The sequence below is a fragment of the Nonomuraea sp. CX421 genome, from assembly GCF_059358955.1.
Window position 1 is genome coordinate 147,462 of record NZ_JCADBK010000012.1, and the last position, 15,160, is coordinate 162,621.

The 15,160-nt window shown below is 72.7% G+C and carries 14 protein-coding genes; 7 read left to right on the forward strand and 7 right to left on the reverse strand.

Going from position 1 to position 15,160, the window contains the following annotated elements:
- Nucleotides 1–5 precede the first annotated feature (5 nt).
- On the reverse strand, nucleotides 6–1,166 hold the full coding sequence (locus AC5L3X_RS22465; protein ID WP_494859334.1) for a steroid 3-ketoacyl-CoA thiolase: 1,161 nt from the start codon (nucleotides 1,164–1,166) through the stop codon (nucleotides 6–8).
- 240 nt (nucleotides 1,167–1,406) lie between these two features.
- On the opposite strand from AC5L3X_RS22465, the gene AC5L3X_RS22470 reads away from it, so the two are divergent.
- Nucleotides 1,407–2,324 carry a 3-oxoacyl-ACP reductase gene (locus tag AC5L3X_RS22470; RefSeq protein WP_494859335.1) on the forward strand — a complete coding sequence of 306 codons (918 nt, stop codon included), beginning with the start codon at nucleotides 1,407–1,409 and terminating at the stop codon, nucleotides 2,322–2,324.
- 98 nt (nucleotides 2,325–2,422) lie between these two features.
- Here AC5L3X_RS22470 and AC5L3X_RS22475 read toward each other — a convergent pair whose 3' ends face one another.
- From AC5L3X_RS22475 to AC5L3X_RS22485, 3 genes are all read right to left on the reverse strand, one after another.
- Nucleotides 2,423–3,199: an SDR family oxidoreductase gene (locus AC5L3X_RS22475; RefSeq protein ID WP_494859337.1), complete on the reverse strand. Its 777-nt coding sequence runs from the start codon at nucleotides 3,197–3,199 to the stop codon at nucleotides 2,423–2,425.
- Nucleotides 3,200–3,243: 44 nt separating this feature from the next.
- A complete protein-coding gene (locus tag AC5L3X_RS22480; protein WP_494859339.1) occupies nucleotides 3,244–3,990 on the reverse strand; it encodes an SDR family NAD(P)-dependent oxidoreductase in 747 nt (248 codons plus the stop codon).
- Between the two features lie 70 nt (nucleotides 3,991–4,060).
- A complete protein-coding gene (locus tag AC5L3X_RS22485) occupies nucleotides 4,061–4,684 on the reverse strand; it encodes a TetR/AcrR family transcriptional regulator (RefSeq protein ID WP_189125796.1) in 624 nt (207 codons plus the stop codon).
- 157 nt (nucleotides 4,685–4,841) lie between these two features.
- Here AC5L3X_RS22485 and AC5L3X_RS22490 point away from each other — a divergent pair, with 157 nt between their 5' ends.
- Entirely contained in the window at nucleotides 4,842–6,401 is a 1,560-nt protein-coding gene (locus AC5L3X_RS22490) for an FAD-dependent oxidoreductase (protein WP_494859341.1), read from the forward strand.
- On the forward strand, nucleotides 6,398–7,666 hold the full coding sequence (locus AC5L3X_RS22495; RefSeq protein ID WP_494859342.1) for an alpha/beta hydrolase family protein: 1,269 nt from the start codon (nucleotides 6,398–6,400) through the stop codon (nucleotides 7,664–7,666). Before AC5L3X_RS22490 ends, AC5L3X_RS22495 begins: the two co-directional genes overlap by 4 nt.
- Before the next feature lie 99 nt (nucleotides 7,667–7,765).
- Here AC5L3X_RS22495 and hsaA read toward each other — a convergent pair whose 3' ends face one another.
- A complete protein-coding gene (gene hsaA / locus AC5L3X_RS22500; RefSeq protein ID WP_494859343.1) occupies nucleotides 7,766–8,932 on the reverse strand; it encodes a 3-hydroxy-9,10-secoandrosta-1,3,5(10)-triene-9,17-dione monooxygenase oxygenase subunit in 1,167 nt (388 codons plus the stop codon).
- Between the two features lie 172 nt (nucleotides 8,933–9,104).
- Between hsaA and AC5L3X_RS22505 the strand changes: the two genes are divergently transcribed.
- The 3 genes from AC5L3X_RS22505 to AC5L3X_RS22515 are packed head-to-tail and all read left to right on the forward strand — an operon-like array spanning nucleotide 9,105 to nucleotide 11,340.
- Nucleotides 9,105–10,259 (forward strand): 3-ketosteroid-9-alpha-monooxygenase, oxygenase component, encoded by a 1,155-nt coding sequence (locus AC5L3X_RS22505; protein ID WP_494859344.1) that lies wholly within the window; start codon nucleotides 9,105–9,107, stop codon nucleotides 10,257–10,259.
- Nucleotides 10,256–10,549 carry a ferredoxin gene (locus tag AC5L3X_RS22510; protein ID WP_189125799.1) on the forward strand — a complete coding sequence of 98 codons (294 nt, stop codon included), beginning with the start codon at nucleotides 10,256–10,258 and terminating at the stop codon, nucleotides 10,547–10,549. Before AC5L3X_RS22505 ends, AC5L3X_RS22510 begins: the two co-directional genes overlap by 4 nt.
- Nucleotides 10,546–11,340, forward strand: a complete 795-nt coding sequence (locus AC5L3X_RS22515; RefSeq protein ID WP_494859346.1) for an SDR family NAD(P)-dependent oxidoreductase — start codon at nucleotides 10,546–10,548, stop codon at nucleotides 11,338–11,340. The genes AC5L3X_RS22510 and AC5L3X_RS22515 overlap by 4 nt, the downstream gene beginning before the upstream one ends.
- 80 nt (nucleotides 11,341–11,420) lie before the next feature.
- Here AC5L3X_RS22515 and AC5L3X_RS22520 read toward each other — a convergent pair whose 3' ends face one another.
- Nucleotides 11,421–12,890, reverse strand: coding sequence for an FAD-dependent oxidoreductase (locus AC5L3X_RS22520; RefSeq protein WP_494859347.1), 1,470 nt, complete (start codon nucleotides 12,888–12,890; stop codon nucleotides 11,421–11,423).
- 42 nt (nucleotides 12,891–12,932) lie between these two features.
- On the reverse strand, nucleotides 12,933–13,859 hold the full coding sequence (bphC, locus tag AC5L3X_RS22525; protein ID WP_494859349.1) for a biphenyl-2,3-diol 1,2-dioxygenase: 927 nt from the start codon (nucleotides 13,857–13,859) through the stop codon (nucleotides 12,933–12,935).
- 285 nt (nucleotides 13,860–14,144) lie between these two features.
- Between bphC and AC5L3X_RS22530 the strand changes: the two genes are divergently transcribed.
- Nucleotides 14,145–14,948 (forward strand): SDR family NAD(P)-dependent oxidoreductase, encoded by an 804-nt coding sequence (locus tag AC5L3X_RS22530; protein WP_494859350.1) that lies wholly within the window; start codon nucleotides 14,145–14,147, stop codon nucleotides 14,946–14,948.
- The last annotated feature ends 212 nt before the right edge of the window (nucleotides 14,949–15,160 follow it).

Below are 15,160 nucleotides of genomic sequence, written 5' to 3' on the forward strand. Positions count from 1 at the left end.
GGGCGTCAGATCCGTTCGATGATGGTGGCGGTCGCGTGGGCGCCGCCGGCGCACATGGTGATCAGGGCGGTCGCCTTGCCGGACCGTTCGAGCTCGTGCAGGGCCTGGGTGATCAGGCGGGCGCCGGTGGAGCCGACGGCGTGCCCGAGGGCGATGGCGCCGCCGTTGACGTTGACCTTGTCCAGGTCGGCCTCGTGCGCCTGCGCCCAGGAGAGCACGACCGAGGCGAAGGCCTCGTTGATCTCGACCAGGTCGATGTCGCCGAGCGACATGCCGGCCTTGCGCAGGACGTGCTCGGTCGCGTCGACCGGACCGTCGAGGTGGTAGTAGGGGTCTGAGCCGACCATGCCGGAGGCCACGATCCGGGCCCGGGGCCGCAGGCCGAGCGCCTTGGCCCGATCCGCCGACATCAGCAGCACGGCCGCCGCGCCGTCGCTGATCTGCGAGGTGTTGCCGGGGGTGTGGACGCCGTCGGGGAGGACGGGGTTGAGCTTGGCCAGGCCCTCGGCGGTCGTTTCACGCAGTCCCTGGTCGCGGGTGATCACGGCGGTCTCGCCGGTCGGGCCCCCGGCGCCCATCACGGGCGCCTCGACCTCGATGATCTGCCCGTCGAAGCGTCCCTCGGCCCACGCCCGCGCGGCGAGCCGCTGCGAACGCAGGCCCAGCCCGTCGACGTCGGCGCGGGTCAGGCCGCGCTTGCGGGCGATCCGCTCCGCCGCGGTGAACTGGTCGGGCAGGTCGATGGACCACGAGTCCGGGCGGGGGCTGCCGGTCTCGGGGGTGAGCGCCTGGCCGAGGAAGACCCGGCTCATCGACTCGACGCCGCAGCCGATGCCGGCGTCGATGGCGCCGGACGCGATCAGCCCCGCGACGAGATGCACCGCCTGCTGCGAGGATCCGCAGGCGCAGTCGACGCTGGTGCACGCGGTGGTGTACGGCAGGCCGGCGTGCAACCAGGCCTGGCGGGTCACGTTGTTCGACTGCTCGCCCGCCTGGGTGACGCAGCCGCCGATCACCTGCCCGATCGCGTCGGGCGCGATCCCGTTGCGCGCCAGCAGCCCCTTCTGGGCGATGCCGAGCAGTTCGGCGGGGTGCAGCCCCGACAGCACGCCATAGCGTTTGCCCACCGGCGTCCGCGCCGCGTCGACGATGACGGCCTCAGCCATTGTTTCTCCTCGTTAGCGGGGGTTTGCCACGATCAACCTTGGTGCGGTCGAGACTAGAATGAATTTCTATTCTTTCCGGTACGAGTCCCGCTGAGTGGTCCGCGCGACCATCAGACCAGCCTCTCGGCGTGGTCCGGAGTGTCACCGGCCGCGTCCACTCAACGGGACGCCCACTTGGGCGAAAACAGAATGAATACTAGTTTCGCCTGGCCAGACGAGCCGACCGAGCAGGAGCCGCAGATGAGTTCGAACACCGGCCTGGAGGGCAGGACCGCCGTCGTCACCGGCGCGGGCGCCGGCCTGGGACGCAGCGAGGCGCTGGCGCTCGCCGCGCACGGCGCGAACGTCGTCGTCAACGACATGGGGCCGGCCGCCGACGAGGTCGCCGACGAGATCAGGGCGCTCGGCCGGGAGGCCGTCGCGGTGCGCGGCGACGTCGGCGACTGGTCCCTGGGCGACAGGCTGGTCGACACGGCGGTCGAGACGTTCGGCGGTCTCGACATCCTGGTCAACAACGCGGGCGTGCTCCGCGACAAGATGCTGTTCAACCTGACCGAGTCCGACTGGGACGACGTCATCCGCGTCCACCTCAAGGGGCACGCCTCGGTCTCCCGGGCCGCGGCCGTCCACTGGCGGGCGGCGAGCAAGGCGGCGGGCGGCCCGGTCTACGGCCGGGTGATCAACACCTCCTCCGAGGCGTTCCTCTTCGGCTCCGCCGGACAGCCCAACTACTCCGCCGCCAAGGCCGGCATCGTGGCGCTGACCCTGTCGACCGCGCAGGGCCTGTCGAGGTACGGGGTGCGGGCCAACGCGATCTGCCCCCGGGCCCGCACCGGCATGACGGCGGACGTGTTCGCCGACGGGCGCGCGGCGGGCGCGCTGGACATCCTCGCCCCCGAGCGGGTGGGCACGTTCGTGAGCTACCTGGCCTCCCCCGCCGCCGAGGAGATCAACGGTCAGGTGTTCGTCGTGTACGGCGACATGGTCGCGCTGATGGCCGCTCCGGTCGTGGAGCGGAAGTTCACCGCGGCCGACGGGGTCTTCTCCACGCGCGAGCTGGACTCGCTGCTCACGCCGTACTTCAGCGGGCGCGACCCGTACCGGACCTATGCCGCCTACGGCGTGGCCGCGCTGGACACCACGGAGACCCAGCGCTGACCGGACGGGCGCCACCCCGGTGAGGGGCGGCGCCCCACGCGGGACGGGTCAGACCTGGTCCGGCCCGCGCGGGCCGCCTCCGCGCCGTCGTGGGACGGTCAGATGTGGTCCGGCCCGCGCAGAGTGGCCTCCGCGCCGCCGTCGACGAAGATGATCTGCCCGGCCATGTGGGAGTTGTCCGGGCCGATCAGCCAGCGCAGCGCGTCGGCGATCACCTCGGGCCCGGCGTGGCCGTTCAGCGGCATGGGCACCGCCTCGTCCATGACCTTGCGCATCGCCTCGTCCTCGAACAGGGGCGCCGACATCGGCGTGAGCACGATGCCGGGCGCCACCGCGTTGAGCGGGATGCCGCATCCGGCCCAGTCGGGGGTGACCGCCCGCCCGCGCAGCCAGCGGGCCAGCGCGGACTTCGACGACGGATACAGCCGCCAGCCGTCACCGCGCTCCATGGCGCGCTCGGCCAGCGTCACCGCCTCCGGCTCGGCGTCGTCGAGGCAGGCGCGCACCACCTCCGGATCGACCGGCTGGACGGCGGCGATGGAGGCGACCACCGCCGCCCGCGGCCTGGGCGCCCGGGCGAGCGCCGGGCGCAGACCTTCCAGGAGCGCGGTCACGCCGAAGAAGTTGACCCTGACCGTCTGCACGGTCATCCCGGCCACTCCGGCGCAGGCGACCACGCCGTCCAGCACGCCATCGGTCAGGCCCAGCACGGACTCGACGGCCTTCCCGCGCCCCTCCGGGGTGGACAGGTCGGCGCACACGTCGGCGTCCTTCAGGTCGACGCCGATCACCTCGTCGCCCCGCTCCCGCAGGGAGGTGGCCAGCGCCTTGCCGATGCCCGAGGCCGAGCCGGTCACCACGATCTTTCGTCGCACACTCGCTCCTTGATGGTCGCTCCTTGACGAGGTCGTCGGGGCCCTCAGGTGCCGGATCCGCCGTCCACCAGGATCTCGGCCCCGGTCAGGTAGCCGGCGTCCGCCGAGGCGGCGAACGCGATGACCGCCGCGATCTGCTCCGGGCCGGCGCTGCCGAACAGCGAGCGGATCCGGCCGAAGTAGCGGAGGTCGAGCCCCTCGGGGAATTCGAGGCCGCTGGTCAGCGGGGTCGCCACCGTGCCGGGCGAGATCGGCACCACCCGGATCCGGCGCCCCGCCAGCTCGGCCGCCAGGCTCAGCGAGAAGCTCAGCACGGCCCCCTTGGACGCCGAGTAGGCCGTCATGTAGGGCGTCCCCTGCGTGGCCGCCGACGAGGCGACGTTCACGATGACGCCGGTCCGGTCGGGCAGGTGACGCAGCGCCTCGCGGCACAGCAGCGCGGTGCCGACCAGGTTGACCGAGAACAGCAGATGGAGGTCGGCGACCGTCAGCGTCTCGATCGGCGTCGTCCGGTGGATGCCCGCGACGTTGACCAGGACGTCGATCCCGCCCAGCTCGCCGGCCGCCGCCGCCACGGCCTCGACGACCGCCTGCTCGTCGGTCACGTCGGTGACGTGCGGGACGAACCGGCCGGGCCCGGACACCAGCCCCGCGGTCTCCGCCAGCCCCTCCTTACCCCGGTCGAGCGCGAAGATCTGCGCGCCCTCCGCGGCCAGCCGGATCGCGGCGGCCCGCCCGATGCCCGATCCGGCACCTGTGAGCAGCACCTTCACCCTGTCGAATCGGTTCACTGCCAGCCCTCCGTCGTCCGCGTCACGGCACGCTATCCGCGCGTGATCCGCCACGGCGGCGGCGTCCCGTTCAGCGGGAGGGCGGAGCCGCGTTCGACCGCGAGGCGAGCAGCAGCCGGCAGGCGATCCGGATGTCGCTCTCGGCGTCGGGGATCGACATCCGGCCGTTGAGCGTCGACTGCAGCACGCCGTACCAGCACTGCATGAGCAGCCGCACCAGCGTGATGTCCATGACGGTCGGGTCGTCGATGCCGAGCGAGCGCAGCACGATCTGGCGGAAGCTCGCGTCGATCCGGCCGGCGTCGGCGACCGCGGCGGCGTTGGCCACGTTGGCGGAGGTGAGCATCGCGAGCGCGAGCGCGGGCCGGCGCAGGAACTGCCTGCTGGCCGACACGAGCACATCGCCGACCGTGTCCTCCGGGCCGGTGCCCGGCTTGGGCGCCCCGACGGTGTCGCCGAACCGGTCGACGTGCTCGGCCATCACCGCGGTGAACAGGTGGGTCTTGGAGGGGAAGTAGCGGTAGAGCGTGGCGATGGCCACACCGGCCGCCTTGGCCACCTCCTGCATCTGGACCCGGTCGAGCCCCTTGTCGGCCCCGATGTGGGCGGCGGCCCGCAGGATGCGCACGTGCCGGGCCCGCTGCTCCGGCGAGCTGGGCTCGGCCGGCGCTCTGACCTCGGCGATTCGTGGCACGCTTCCCCCTGTCCGTCTGGTGTCGGAACGACGATACACACGGCCACCGGCCCCTCCGCCAATCGTCCATACCGGTGAGTGGGACGGAGCCGCCGCCACCCCCTGCCCTGCGCTTGCCTGGGGGCAGTGCGATCAGCGATCGGCAGGAGGGACGGTCATGGCGGGCGCCGAACCGTGGGACGACGAGTACGACGTGGTGGTGGCCGGGTCCGGCGCCGGGGCTCTGACCGGCGCGCTCGCCGCGGCGGGGCGCGGGCTGCGCACGGTCGTGCTGGAGAAGACGGCGCTGGTGGGCGGCACGTCCGCCTACGCGGGCGCGGCCGTGTGGCTGCCGGGCAGCCAGGTGCAACAGCGGGCCGGCATCGGCGACTCGACGGAGTCGGCGCGCGCCTACCTCACGGCCCTGCTGGGCGAGGCGGAGGCCGAGCGGCGTGAGGCGTTCCTGGAGACCGCGCCTGAGGTCGTCGCGTTCCTGGAGCGCGACCCGGCCATCGACTTCGCGTTCCGGCCGTTCCCCGACTACTTCGCCGCACCGGGCCGGTCGGCCGCCGGACGTTCCTTCGTGCCGCTGGACCTGCCCGCCGAACGGCTCGGCGAGCTCGCCGCCCTGGTCCGCCCGCCGGTGGACCGCGACCGCGCGGGCCTCGGCCATCCCGAGGGTCCGCTGTCGGCCGGCCGGGCGCTCATCGGCCGGCTGCTCCTCGCCCTGGTCACGACGGGGAACGGCACCGTGCGCACCGGCACCTCCGTCACCCGCCTGATCGTCGAGGACGGCCGGGTGACCGGCGTCGAGGCCGGCACGGCCGACGGCCCGGTACGGCTGCGCGCCGCCCGGGGCGTCCTGCTGGCCGCCGGCGGCTTCGAGGGCAACGACGCGATGCGCGAGAAGAACGGCGTCCCCGGCGCGGCCGGATGGACGATGGCCCCGCGCGGCGCCAACACCGGCGAGCCGCTCCTGGCCGCCACCGCGATCGGCGCCGCCACCGGCCTGATGGACGAGGCGTGGTGGTGTCCCGGCGTGGCGCAGCCGGACGGCGGGGCCGCCTTCACGCTGGGCTTCCACGGCGGGCTCATGGTCGACGCGTCGGGCCGCAGGTTCGCCAACGAGTCGCTGCCGTATGACCGGATGGGCCGCGAGATGGCCGCCGGGCCCGGCCGCGTGCCCGCGTACCTGATCTTCGACTCCCGTAACGGCGGGCGGCTGCCGGCCATCACGGTGCCCGGCCGTCCGGCGGAGGAGCACCTCGCGGCGGGCACCTGGGTACGGGCCGACGGCCTGGCCGAGCTGGCCGAGCTGATCGGCGTGCCGGGCGACGCGCTGACGGCCACCGTCGAACGCTTCAACGGCTTCGCCGCCACCGGCGTCGACGAGGACTTCCACCGGGGCGAGGACCCCTACGACCGGTTCTTCGCCGGCGCCTCGCCGGACGGCAACCCGTGCCTGGTCCCGGTGGACCGGCCGCCCCTCTACGCCGCGCGCATGGTCCTCAGCGACCTCGGCACCAAGGGCGGCCTGCGCACAGACCCGGACGCCAGGGTGCTCGACCGGGACGACCGGCCGATCCCCGGCCTGTACGCCGCGGGCAACACCAGCGCGTCGTTCGCCGGCCGCTGCTACCCCGGCCCGGGCGTCCCCATCGGCTCGGCCATGGTGTTCGCCTATCGGGCGGTGCACGACATGGCCGGGACCTGCACCACTCGAAAGGATCATTCGTGAAATCCCCCCGTACCCCCGCGCTACTGCGACGCGCGACGGCGGTGGCCCTGGCCACCCTGACCGTGACAGCGACCACGACGCCCGCGGCCTCGGCGACCACCACCGCCACCGCGGCCGCCCCCACCGGCGCGACCACCGCCCTCGGCGGTGCCGGGAACGCCGCCGAGGGCGCGCGGGTCGCGGCGGTCTCCGGCCCGCGTGGCAAGCTGCTGACCGCCCGCCCGCTGAAGGGCGGCGCGGCGCTGCCGAGCGCGGCGCGCACCTGGTCCGTCAGCTACCTCTCCGAGGGCGCCACCGGCAGGCGCGTCGTGGTGTCCGGCACGGTGTCGGTGCCGAAGACGGCGCCGCCGCGCGGCGGCTGGCCGGTGATCAGCTGGGCGCACGGCACGACCGGGACGGCCGACGTCTGCGCCCCCTCGAAGGACGACGAGAACGGGCCGGCGCACGCCTACGTGTCCGCGATGCGGCCCACGCTCGACGCCTGGGTGGCCAGTGGCTTCGCCGTGGTGCAGACCGACTACGAAGGGCTCGGCACGCCGGGCGAGCACCCGTACATGAACAGCCGCAGCGCCGCCAACACCGTGATCGACATCGTGCGCGCGGCGCGCGGGGTGGACCATCGCGTGGGGCGTGACTGGTTCACGGTGGGGCACAGCCAGGGCGGGCACGCCGCGCTGTTCACGGCCGCCGCCAACGCCCCGGGCAAGGGGCCGCGGCTGCGCGGCGCGGTGTCGATCGCCCCGGGCGGGTGGGGGCTCAGCCAGACCGTGCCCTACTTCCGGGACAACCTGCCCGCGCCCGTGGACGCCCTGGCCTTCCTGCCCACGATCCTGATCGGCGCCTCGGCCGCCGAGCCGGCCGTCAAGCCCGAGGAGATCCTGACGGACGAGATGCGTCCGCTGCTCGCGGCCGCCCGCACGGCGTGCGTGGCCCAGGTGCGCGAGGTGGCCGCGGTCACCCCCGTCAGCCAGGTGATCAGGACGGGCGCCGACCTGGCCCCGCTCACCGCCTACCTGCGGGCGCAGGAACCCGTCGGCCTCCGGGTCACGGTGCCGACCCTGGTCGCCCAGGGCACGCACGACAGCCTGGTGCCCAAGCAGACGACGGACCTGATCGTGGCCGACCTGTGCCGGCAGACGCCGAAGATCACGTACCGGGTCTACGACGGCGCCGACCACCGGGGCGCGGTCCCGAGGTCCTTCGACGACGCCCTGGCCTTCACCAGGACGATCCTCGCCGGACAGACCCCGGCGGCCACCTGCTGACTCTCCTCCGGCCTCCCGGCGCGGCGCGGCCCGGCCTCACCAGGCGGGACCGCGTCGCGCCGGACCGCTGCCGGGGCCGCCTGGTGCCCGGCGAACCCGTCAGACCAGGTCGGCCTCGATGGACAGGCCGAACTCGCCCTTGCCGTACATCGCGAGGGCCCGTTCGACGTCGTTGGCGACGTGCACACTGCCCGCGTGCGCGTCGCGCCAGGCGCGCTCGATGGGGTTGCCGCGGCTGAGCGAGCTCCCGCCGGCGGTCTTGAACAGGATGTCGATCGCCTCCAGCGCCCGCTCGGTGGCGCGGACCTGGTCCCTGCGCAGCCGCAGCCGCAGCTTCATGGGGATCGGCTCGCCCCTGACGGTGTGCTCGTACAGCTCGCGGATGTTGCGGTCGGTCTGCAGGACGGCCGCGTCGATCTCCGACGCGGCCCTGGCCACCGCGACCTGGGCGAACTGGTCCTCGGCGAACCGGCCGCCGCCCAGGCTGAGGCGGACCCGGTCGCGCATCGCGGTGACGTAGGACCGGTAGCAGCCGGCCGCCATGCCGATCACGGGCGCGGTGATCGTGGTCGTGAACATGCTGCCGAACGGCATCCGGTAGAGCGGGCCGGTGTTGACCTTCTGGCCGGGGCCGCGCAGCTGCGCCTGCTCGTAATTGCGCATGACGCGGTGGTCGGGCACGAACACGTCCTCCACGATGATGTCGTTGCTGGCCGTCCCGCGCAGCCCGATGACGTCCCAGACGTCCTCGATCACGTACTCGGTTCGGGGCACCAGCACGGTCATGAAGTCCACCGGCCTGCCCTGCTCGCCCACGACCAGGCCGCCGACCAGCGCCCAGGACGCGTGCTCGCACCCGGAGGAGAACCGCCACCGGCCGGACACCCGGTAGCCGCCCCGCACGGGCGTCAGCCGGCCGATGGGAGCGTACGACGACGACACCAGCACGTCCGGGTCGTCCCCCCAGACCTCGTCCTGCGCCGCCTCGGCGAACAGGCCGAGCTGCCAGGCGTGCACCCCGAGCACGGAGACCAGCCAGCCGGTGGACCCGCACACGGCGGAGATCTCCCGGACGACCGTGAAGAACAGCGCCGGGTCGCCCTCGGCGCCGGAGTAGCGCTTGGGCTGCAGCATCCGGAAGACCCCGGCGTCGAGGAGCTCCCTGATCGTCTCCTCCGGGACCCGCCGCTCCTCGTCGGTGGACCGGGCACGCTCGGCGAACCTCGGCAGTAGCGTGCGAACCGAGTCCAGAACCTCGTCACTCATCGTCTTGACGCTCCGTGTCGCGCTCGTCGGGCAGGTGCCGTCCATGATGGTGCGTCGCACCGGCCTGCGCGTGTCCGGGGCATCCCGCCCAATGGGACTCATCGTCCGGTCGCGCTTCCCAGCTCCTACGTTGACGAACGGAGACAAGTGCGTCCTGAAGGGTTGGATAGACGTGACTGCAGCAGAAGCCGGCACCGACGGCGTCCGCGCGATCGAGGCGGAAGCGGTGCCCACGCGATTCGCCAGAGGCTGGCACTGCCTCGGCCTGTCGGAGACGTTCAAGGACGGCAGACCGCACACCGTCAACGCCTTCGGCCAGAAGCTCGTGATCTTCCAGAGCGGCGACGGCAGGCTCAACGTGCTCGACGCCTACTGCCGGCACATGGGCGCCGACCTGTCGCAGGGCACGATCAAGGGTGACGAGATCGCCTGCCCGTTCCACGACTGGCGCTGGGGCGGCGACGGCCGCTGCAAGAAGATCCCCTACTCGCGCCGCGTCCCGCTGCGCGCCCGCACCTCCGCCTGGACCACGATGGACCAGGACGGCCTGCTGTTCGTCTGGAACGACCCGGAGGGCAACCCACCGCCGCCCGAGGTGACGATCCCCCGCATCGAGGGCGCCACGAGCGACGAGTGGACGACGTGGGTCTGGAAAGAGATCGTGGTCGACACCAACTGCCGCGAGGTCGTGGACAACATCGTCGACATGGCGCACTTCTTCTACGTGCACTACTCGTTCCCGACGTACTTCAAGAACATCTTCGAGGGCCCGGTCGCCACACAGATCATGAAGGGCGTGGGCCGGCCCGACGCGCGCCCGCCCGCCAAGAACGGCGAGCCGCAGATGCGCGGCAACACCTCGGTCGCGTCCTACCACGGCCCGTCGTTCATGATCGACGACCTGACCTACCACTACGACGACATGGACCTCCACTCCGTCCTGATCAACGCCCACTACCCGATCGACGCCAACTCGTTCGTCCTGCACTCGGGCATCATCGTGCGGCGCAGCGACAAGCTCCCGGCGGGCGCGGCCGATGCCATGGCCGTCAAACTGGGCGACTTCATCCTGCGGGGCTTCGACCAGGATGTGCAGATCTGGAAGCACAAGACGCGCATCGACAACCCGCTGCTGTGCGAGGAGGACGGGCCGGTCTACCAGCTCCGCCGCTGGTACGAGCAGTTCTACGTGGACGTGGCCGACGTCCGGCCGGAGATGGTGGAGCGCTTCGAGTTCGAGCTCGACACCACGCGGCCGATCGAGGTGTGGGAGCAGGAGGTCGAGGCGAACCTGGCGCGGCGGGCCGCGGAAAGCCGGACACCATGACGATCCGCACGGACAACAGGCTGCTCGACGGCGCGCCCATGCAGCCGCTGAGCTGCCTGCAGTGTGGCGCCGCCGTGGGCGTGCGCAAGGCGAGCTGGCACCAGACCAGCATCCAGTGGGACTCCGAGTCCGTGAACGCCTGCCTGGAACGGCGTGCCGCCGCTCCGGGCGGCGGGCCGAACGGCGAGGCGTTCACGGGGTGCGCGGCACTGTCCGACTCGATCAGGCGAGCGGTGCTGGACGGCGTGGTCACGGTGCCCGACGCCGGGACGGAGGACGGGCAAGAGTGATCGACAAGAACGTGTACGGCCCCTGGGCCGTGGTCGCCGGCGGTTCCGAGGGGGTGGGCGCGTCGTTCGCGCGCCTGCTGGCGGAGGCCGGGTTCAACCTGGTGCTGATCGCCCGCAAGCCCGGACCGCTCGACGAGACCGCGGCGAAGGTCCGGGCGACGGGCGTCGAGGTCCGCACCGTCCAGCTCGACCTGCTCGACCCGGACGCCCTGCGGACGCTCCGCGCGGTGACCGACGAGCTGGAGGTCGGCCTGCTGATCTACAACGCGGGCGCCAACAGCTACGGCCACGAGTTCGTGACCGGCGACCTGGACCGGTTCCGCGACGTGATCGACCTCAACATCACGGCGCAGCTCGCGCTGGTGCACCACTTCGGCGCGCTGATGAGGGAACGCGGCCGGGGTGGCGTCCTGCTGGTCGGCTCGCTGGCGGGCTATCTGGGCCAGCCGCAGATCAGCGTCTACTCGGCGGTCAAGGCGTTCTGCCGGATCTTCGCCGAGGGGCTCTGGCAGGAGCTCGGCGAGCACGGCGTGCACGTGCTCGAACTCGTCCTCGGCATCACCCGCACCCCGGCCATGGAACGCGCCGGGCTGCGGATGGACCTCCCGGGGCTGAACATCGCGGACCCCGACGACGTGGCGCGCGAGGGTCTGGAACATCTCGCCGACGGCCCGGTCTGGGTCGCGGGCGGCAACCACGCCGCCACCGTCAAGCGCAGCGGCCCGGCCCGCGCCGAGCTGGTGCGCGGCGCGTACGAGGCGACCAGGCGGCTCGTCCCGCCCCCGAGCTGAGCCCCCGAGCTGAGCCCTCGCGCGTGCCACGCGAAGAAGGCGGCCCACCCGGATGGGTGGGCCGCCTTTCGGGTGCTCGCCTACTCGGCCGTCGCGGCGTGCCGGCCCGCGCGGCGGCCGAAGAAGGTGCCGTCGCCGAGCGAGGTGCCGCTGACGTACCCCTGGCCGTGGATGCCGGCCCCGGCCCGGCCGGCCGCGTACAGGCCGGGGATGGGCCGGCCCGACTGGTTCAGCACGGCGCCGTCGACGGTGGTGTGCAGCCCGCCGAGGGTGAAGCCGGCCACGCCGGTCCCCTGCTCCTCCCGGCCGCCGAACCCGCCGCGCGGGTCGGCGGCGGCGAACGGCGGCCGGAGCGGCCGCAGCCACTTGGGGTCCTTGTGGAAGTACGGGTCCCGCTTGTGCTCGGCGTGCCGGTTGTAGGCGCTGACGGTGGCCTCCAGCGCACCGGGCGGCATGCCGAGCGCCTCCTCCAGCTCGGCCAGGGTCTCGGTGACGTGGCGCGGCCGCACGCCCCACAGGTCGCGCGCGGGGATGTCCTCGAAGCCCTCCTCGTCGATGATCGCCCAGTACGGTCCGGGCTGGTGCACCACGGCGGCGTGGCTGAACAGGCCAGGGTAGACGTCCTCGTTGATGAACCGCTGGCCGAGCCCGTTGACGAGCAGGCCGCGCACCAGCATCGCGGGCAGCGCCGTCAGCGCGACCTCCACGGAGGCCATCCGCCGGGTGGCCGCGCCGAGCGCCGTGGCCATCCGGATGCCGCTCCCGTCGTCGAGGCCGGCGCTGACCTTGCCGTGGCCGAGGAGCACCGGGGCGTGGTGGGCGAGCATCTCCTCGTTGTCGACGAAGCCGCCGGTGGTGAGCACGACCGCGCTGCGGGCGCGGTAGGTGACCGGGTCGCCGTAGCGGTGCGCCACGACCCCGATGACCCGGCCGTCGTCGTCCACGACCAGGTTGGTGGCCCGCGTGTCCTCGTGGCCGGTCGCCCCGGCGGCCCTGGCCGCGGCGACCAGCCGCTCCATGATCAGCCAGCCGCCGAAGGACTCGGTCGCCGGCCGGTGGCCGCGCGGCACCGGGCGGGCGAGGGTGTTGTAGGGGTGGGCGTTCTCCCCCAGCCACATCAGGCCGTCCGTGGTCGGCGGCATCCAGCTCGGCGCGTCGTACAGCGACTCGTTGAACGTCAGGCCCCGGGCGCGGAACCACTCGAAGTGCTCGACGCTGCCGTCGCAGTAGAGCCGCAGCTTCTCCTCGTCGGCGTGCGGCCCGAGGGCGGCCCTGAGGTAGGCGAACATGTTGTCCGGGTCGTCGTCGAACCCGCAGGCCTTCTGCAGCGCCGTACCGCCGCCGAGGTAGAGCTCGCCGCCGGACATCGCGGACGAGCCGCCGGGCCCGCCCGCGCGTTCCAGCACGAGCACGTCGGCGCCCGCCGCCGCGGCCTCGAAGGCGGCGGCGGCGCCGGCGCAGCCGAACCCGACCACGAGCACGTCACATTCATGGTCGAAACCCGTCAGCGAGCCGGCGCTCACGGGCTCCACCGAGGGCGTGGCGGTCACGCGACGCCCCTCCCTCGCGGCACACGCTTCATGGGGATCCGTTCAGGACGTGGGGACGGACTTGGGGACGAAGGCGGCGAGCGGCTCGGACCCGGACCAGTCGTGGCCCCAGTAGCTGTCGGCCGTGATCTCCTCGGCCGTGTAGTAGGCCTCGTCGACGAGCATGCCGTCGGTGCCGTACTCGATGTCCCAGCCGCCGGGCGCGCGGACGTAGAAGGAGACCATCTTGTCGTTGGTGTGCCGGCCCAGCGTCGAGGAGATGGAGAAGCTGCTCTTGCCCACCCGGTCGAGCGCCATCCCGACCGCGTCGAGGCTGTCGACCTCGACCATCAGGTGCACCAGCCCCGGGTCGCCCGCGAAGGGCGCGGGGCAGATGGCCAGGCTGTGGTGGCGCTGGTTGATCCCGAGGAAGCGGACCCGCCGGACGGGCGGCCGGCCGCCGCCGACCTTCATGGCGCCGCGCGGCAGGAAGCCCAGCACCTCGGTGTAGAAGGAGACGGTCTCGTCCATGGCGGTGGTGGGCAGCACGACATGGCCCATCCCCTGCGGCCCGGTGACGAACTTCTGCGCCATCCCGGTGACGACGGGGCTGTGGTCGAGCACCGGACCGAAGAAGATCTCGACCGGGACGCCGGCCGGGTCGGTGAACGTGATGACCTGCTCCACCGCGCGCTCGGCGGCCTGCTGCTCGTCGAGCATCTTGACCGGCGTGCCGGACGCCTCGACGGCCCGGCCGACGGTGGCGAGCGCGAACTGGTCGCGCACCTCCCAGCCGACGGCGAGCACCCGGTCGGTGTCGCCGGGCACCACGATGAGGCGTGCCTGGCGCTCGTCCATCCGGAGGTACAGGGTGTCCGGGTCGGGCCCGGATCCTTCCGCGAATCCGAGCCCGTCGATCACGAGCTCGCGCCAGCGGTCGATGTCACGCGTCTGGACCTTGAGATAACCAAGTCCTCGGATCTGCGTCACGTTCCCCCATCCAATCTGCCGGTGTAGAGGTCGAGCATCGAGCCCTCCGGTCCGTGGCGGCCTCATGTCCACCCCAAGGTGGCAGAGACCGCCCGGGACCGCCCCCAGCCTCCCGCTGAGTGAGAGTCACCGCCCGTCCGGGCCGGTCCTCCAGGTCCGGTACGGGATCATGAGGCCGCCCACGGGGAATCCCGGTGATCGGAATCCATCCGAGGCGTCCCTCGGTCCGGCGCTAGGTTCCACCCGATCCGAGTTTTCGACTTCGACGAGCGGGAGGCGGGCCTCATGGGCACCGGGCGGCTGGACGGGCGGACGGCGATCATCACCGGTGGCGGCGACGGGATCGGCAGGGGCGTGGCCCGCCGCTTCGCCGCCGAGGGCGCGCGGATCCTCGTGGCCGAGATCGACGAGGAGACCGGCCGGCGCACCGCCCTGGAGCTGAGCGATGAGTTCGGGGCCGACGCCCGGTTCCTGGCCACGGACGTCACCGACAGGGCGCGGGTGGAGGCCATGGTGGACGTCGCGGTGCGGACCTGGGGCGGGGTCGACATCCTGGTCAACAACGCCTGGGGCAGTGTGGGCGGGCTCGGCCGGGTCGAGAACAAGACGGACGAACAACTCGGCCGGGGCTTCGCCATGGGCTACTACGGGCCGTTCTGGGCGATGCGGGCGGCGTTCCCGCACATGAAGAGGCAGGGCTGGGGCCGCGTGGTCAACATGTGCTCCCTGAACGGGGTCAACGCCCACATGGGCACCCTGGAGTACAACTCGGCCAAGGAGGCGCTGCGGGCGCTCACCCGCACCGCCGCCAGGGAGTGGGCGCCCACCGGGGTCGTGGTCAACGCGGTCTGCCCCGGCGCCAAGAGCGCGGCGTTCAACCGGAGGATGGCGGCGAACCCGGAGCTCGCCGCGGCGGCCGACCGGTCCAACCCGATGGGGCGGATGGGCGACCCGGAGCAGGACATCGCGCCCGTCGTGCTGTTCCTGTCCAGCGAGGACGCCCGCTACCTCACCGGCAACACGCTCTTCGTGGACGGCGGATCGCACATCAACGGCGTCGCCTGGGCCCCCGACCTCGACGCCTCCTGACGACCGTCACGTACGGGCCGACGGCGATCGCCGCGGCCGGCGAGCAGGAGTTGCGGCTCGGCGTCGGCGAGGCCGCGGAGTTCGACACCCATATATCACACTGGATCGCGAGTTCGGCCGAACGACAGGAGTATCCGCACCTACGCCGGGCGGCGGATGATGACACGGGGGCGTTCGCCGATGATGGACGTCCCGGCTGTCGACACTGTGGT

What these genes read in the sequence shown, in the direction of transcription:
- hsaA (WP_494859343.1), bottom strand. Translation starts at nt 8,932, where the DNA reads ATGAGTGACGAGGTTCTGGACTCGGTTCGCACGCTACTGCCGAGGTTC.
- AC5L3X_RS22510 (WP_189125799.1), top strand. Translation starts at nt 10,256, where the DNA reads ATGACGATCCGCACGGACAACAGGCTGCTCGACGGCGCGCCCATGCAG.
- AC5L3X_RS22465 (WP_494859334.1), bottom strand. Translation starts at nt 1,166, where the DNA reads ATGGCTGAGGCCGTCATCGTCGACGCGGCGCGGACGCCGGTGGGCAAA.
- AC5L3X_RS22470 (WP_494859335.1), top strand. Translation starts at nt 1,407, where the DNA reads ATGAGTTCGAACACCGGCCTGGAGGGCAGGACCGCCGTCGTCACCGGC.
- AC5L3X_RS22490 (WP_494859341.1), top strand. Translation starts at nt 4,842, where the DNA reads ATGGCGGGCGCCGAACCGTGGGACGACGAGTACGACGTGGTGGTGGCC.
- AC5L3X_RS22530 (WP_494859350.1), top strand. Translation starts at nt 14,145, where the DNA reads ATGGGCACCGGGCGGCTGGACGGGCGGACGGCGATCATCACCGGTGGC.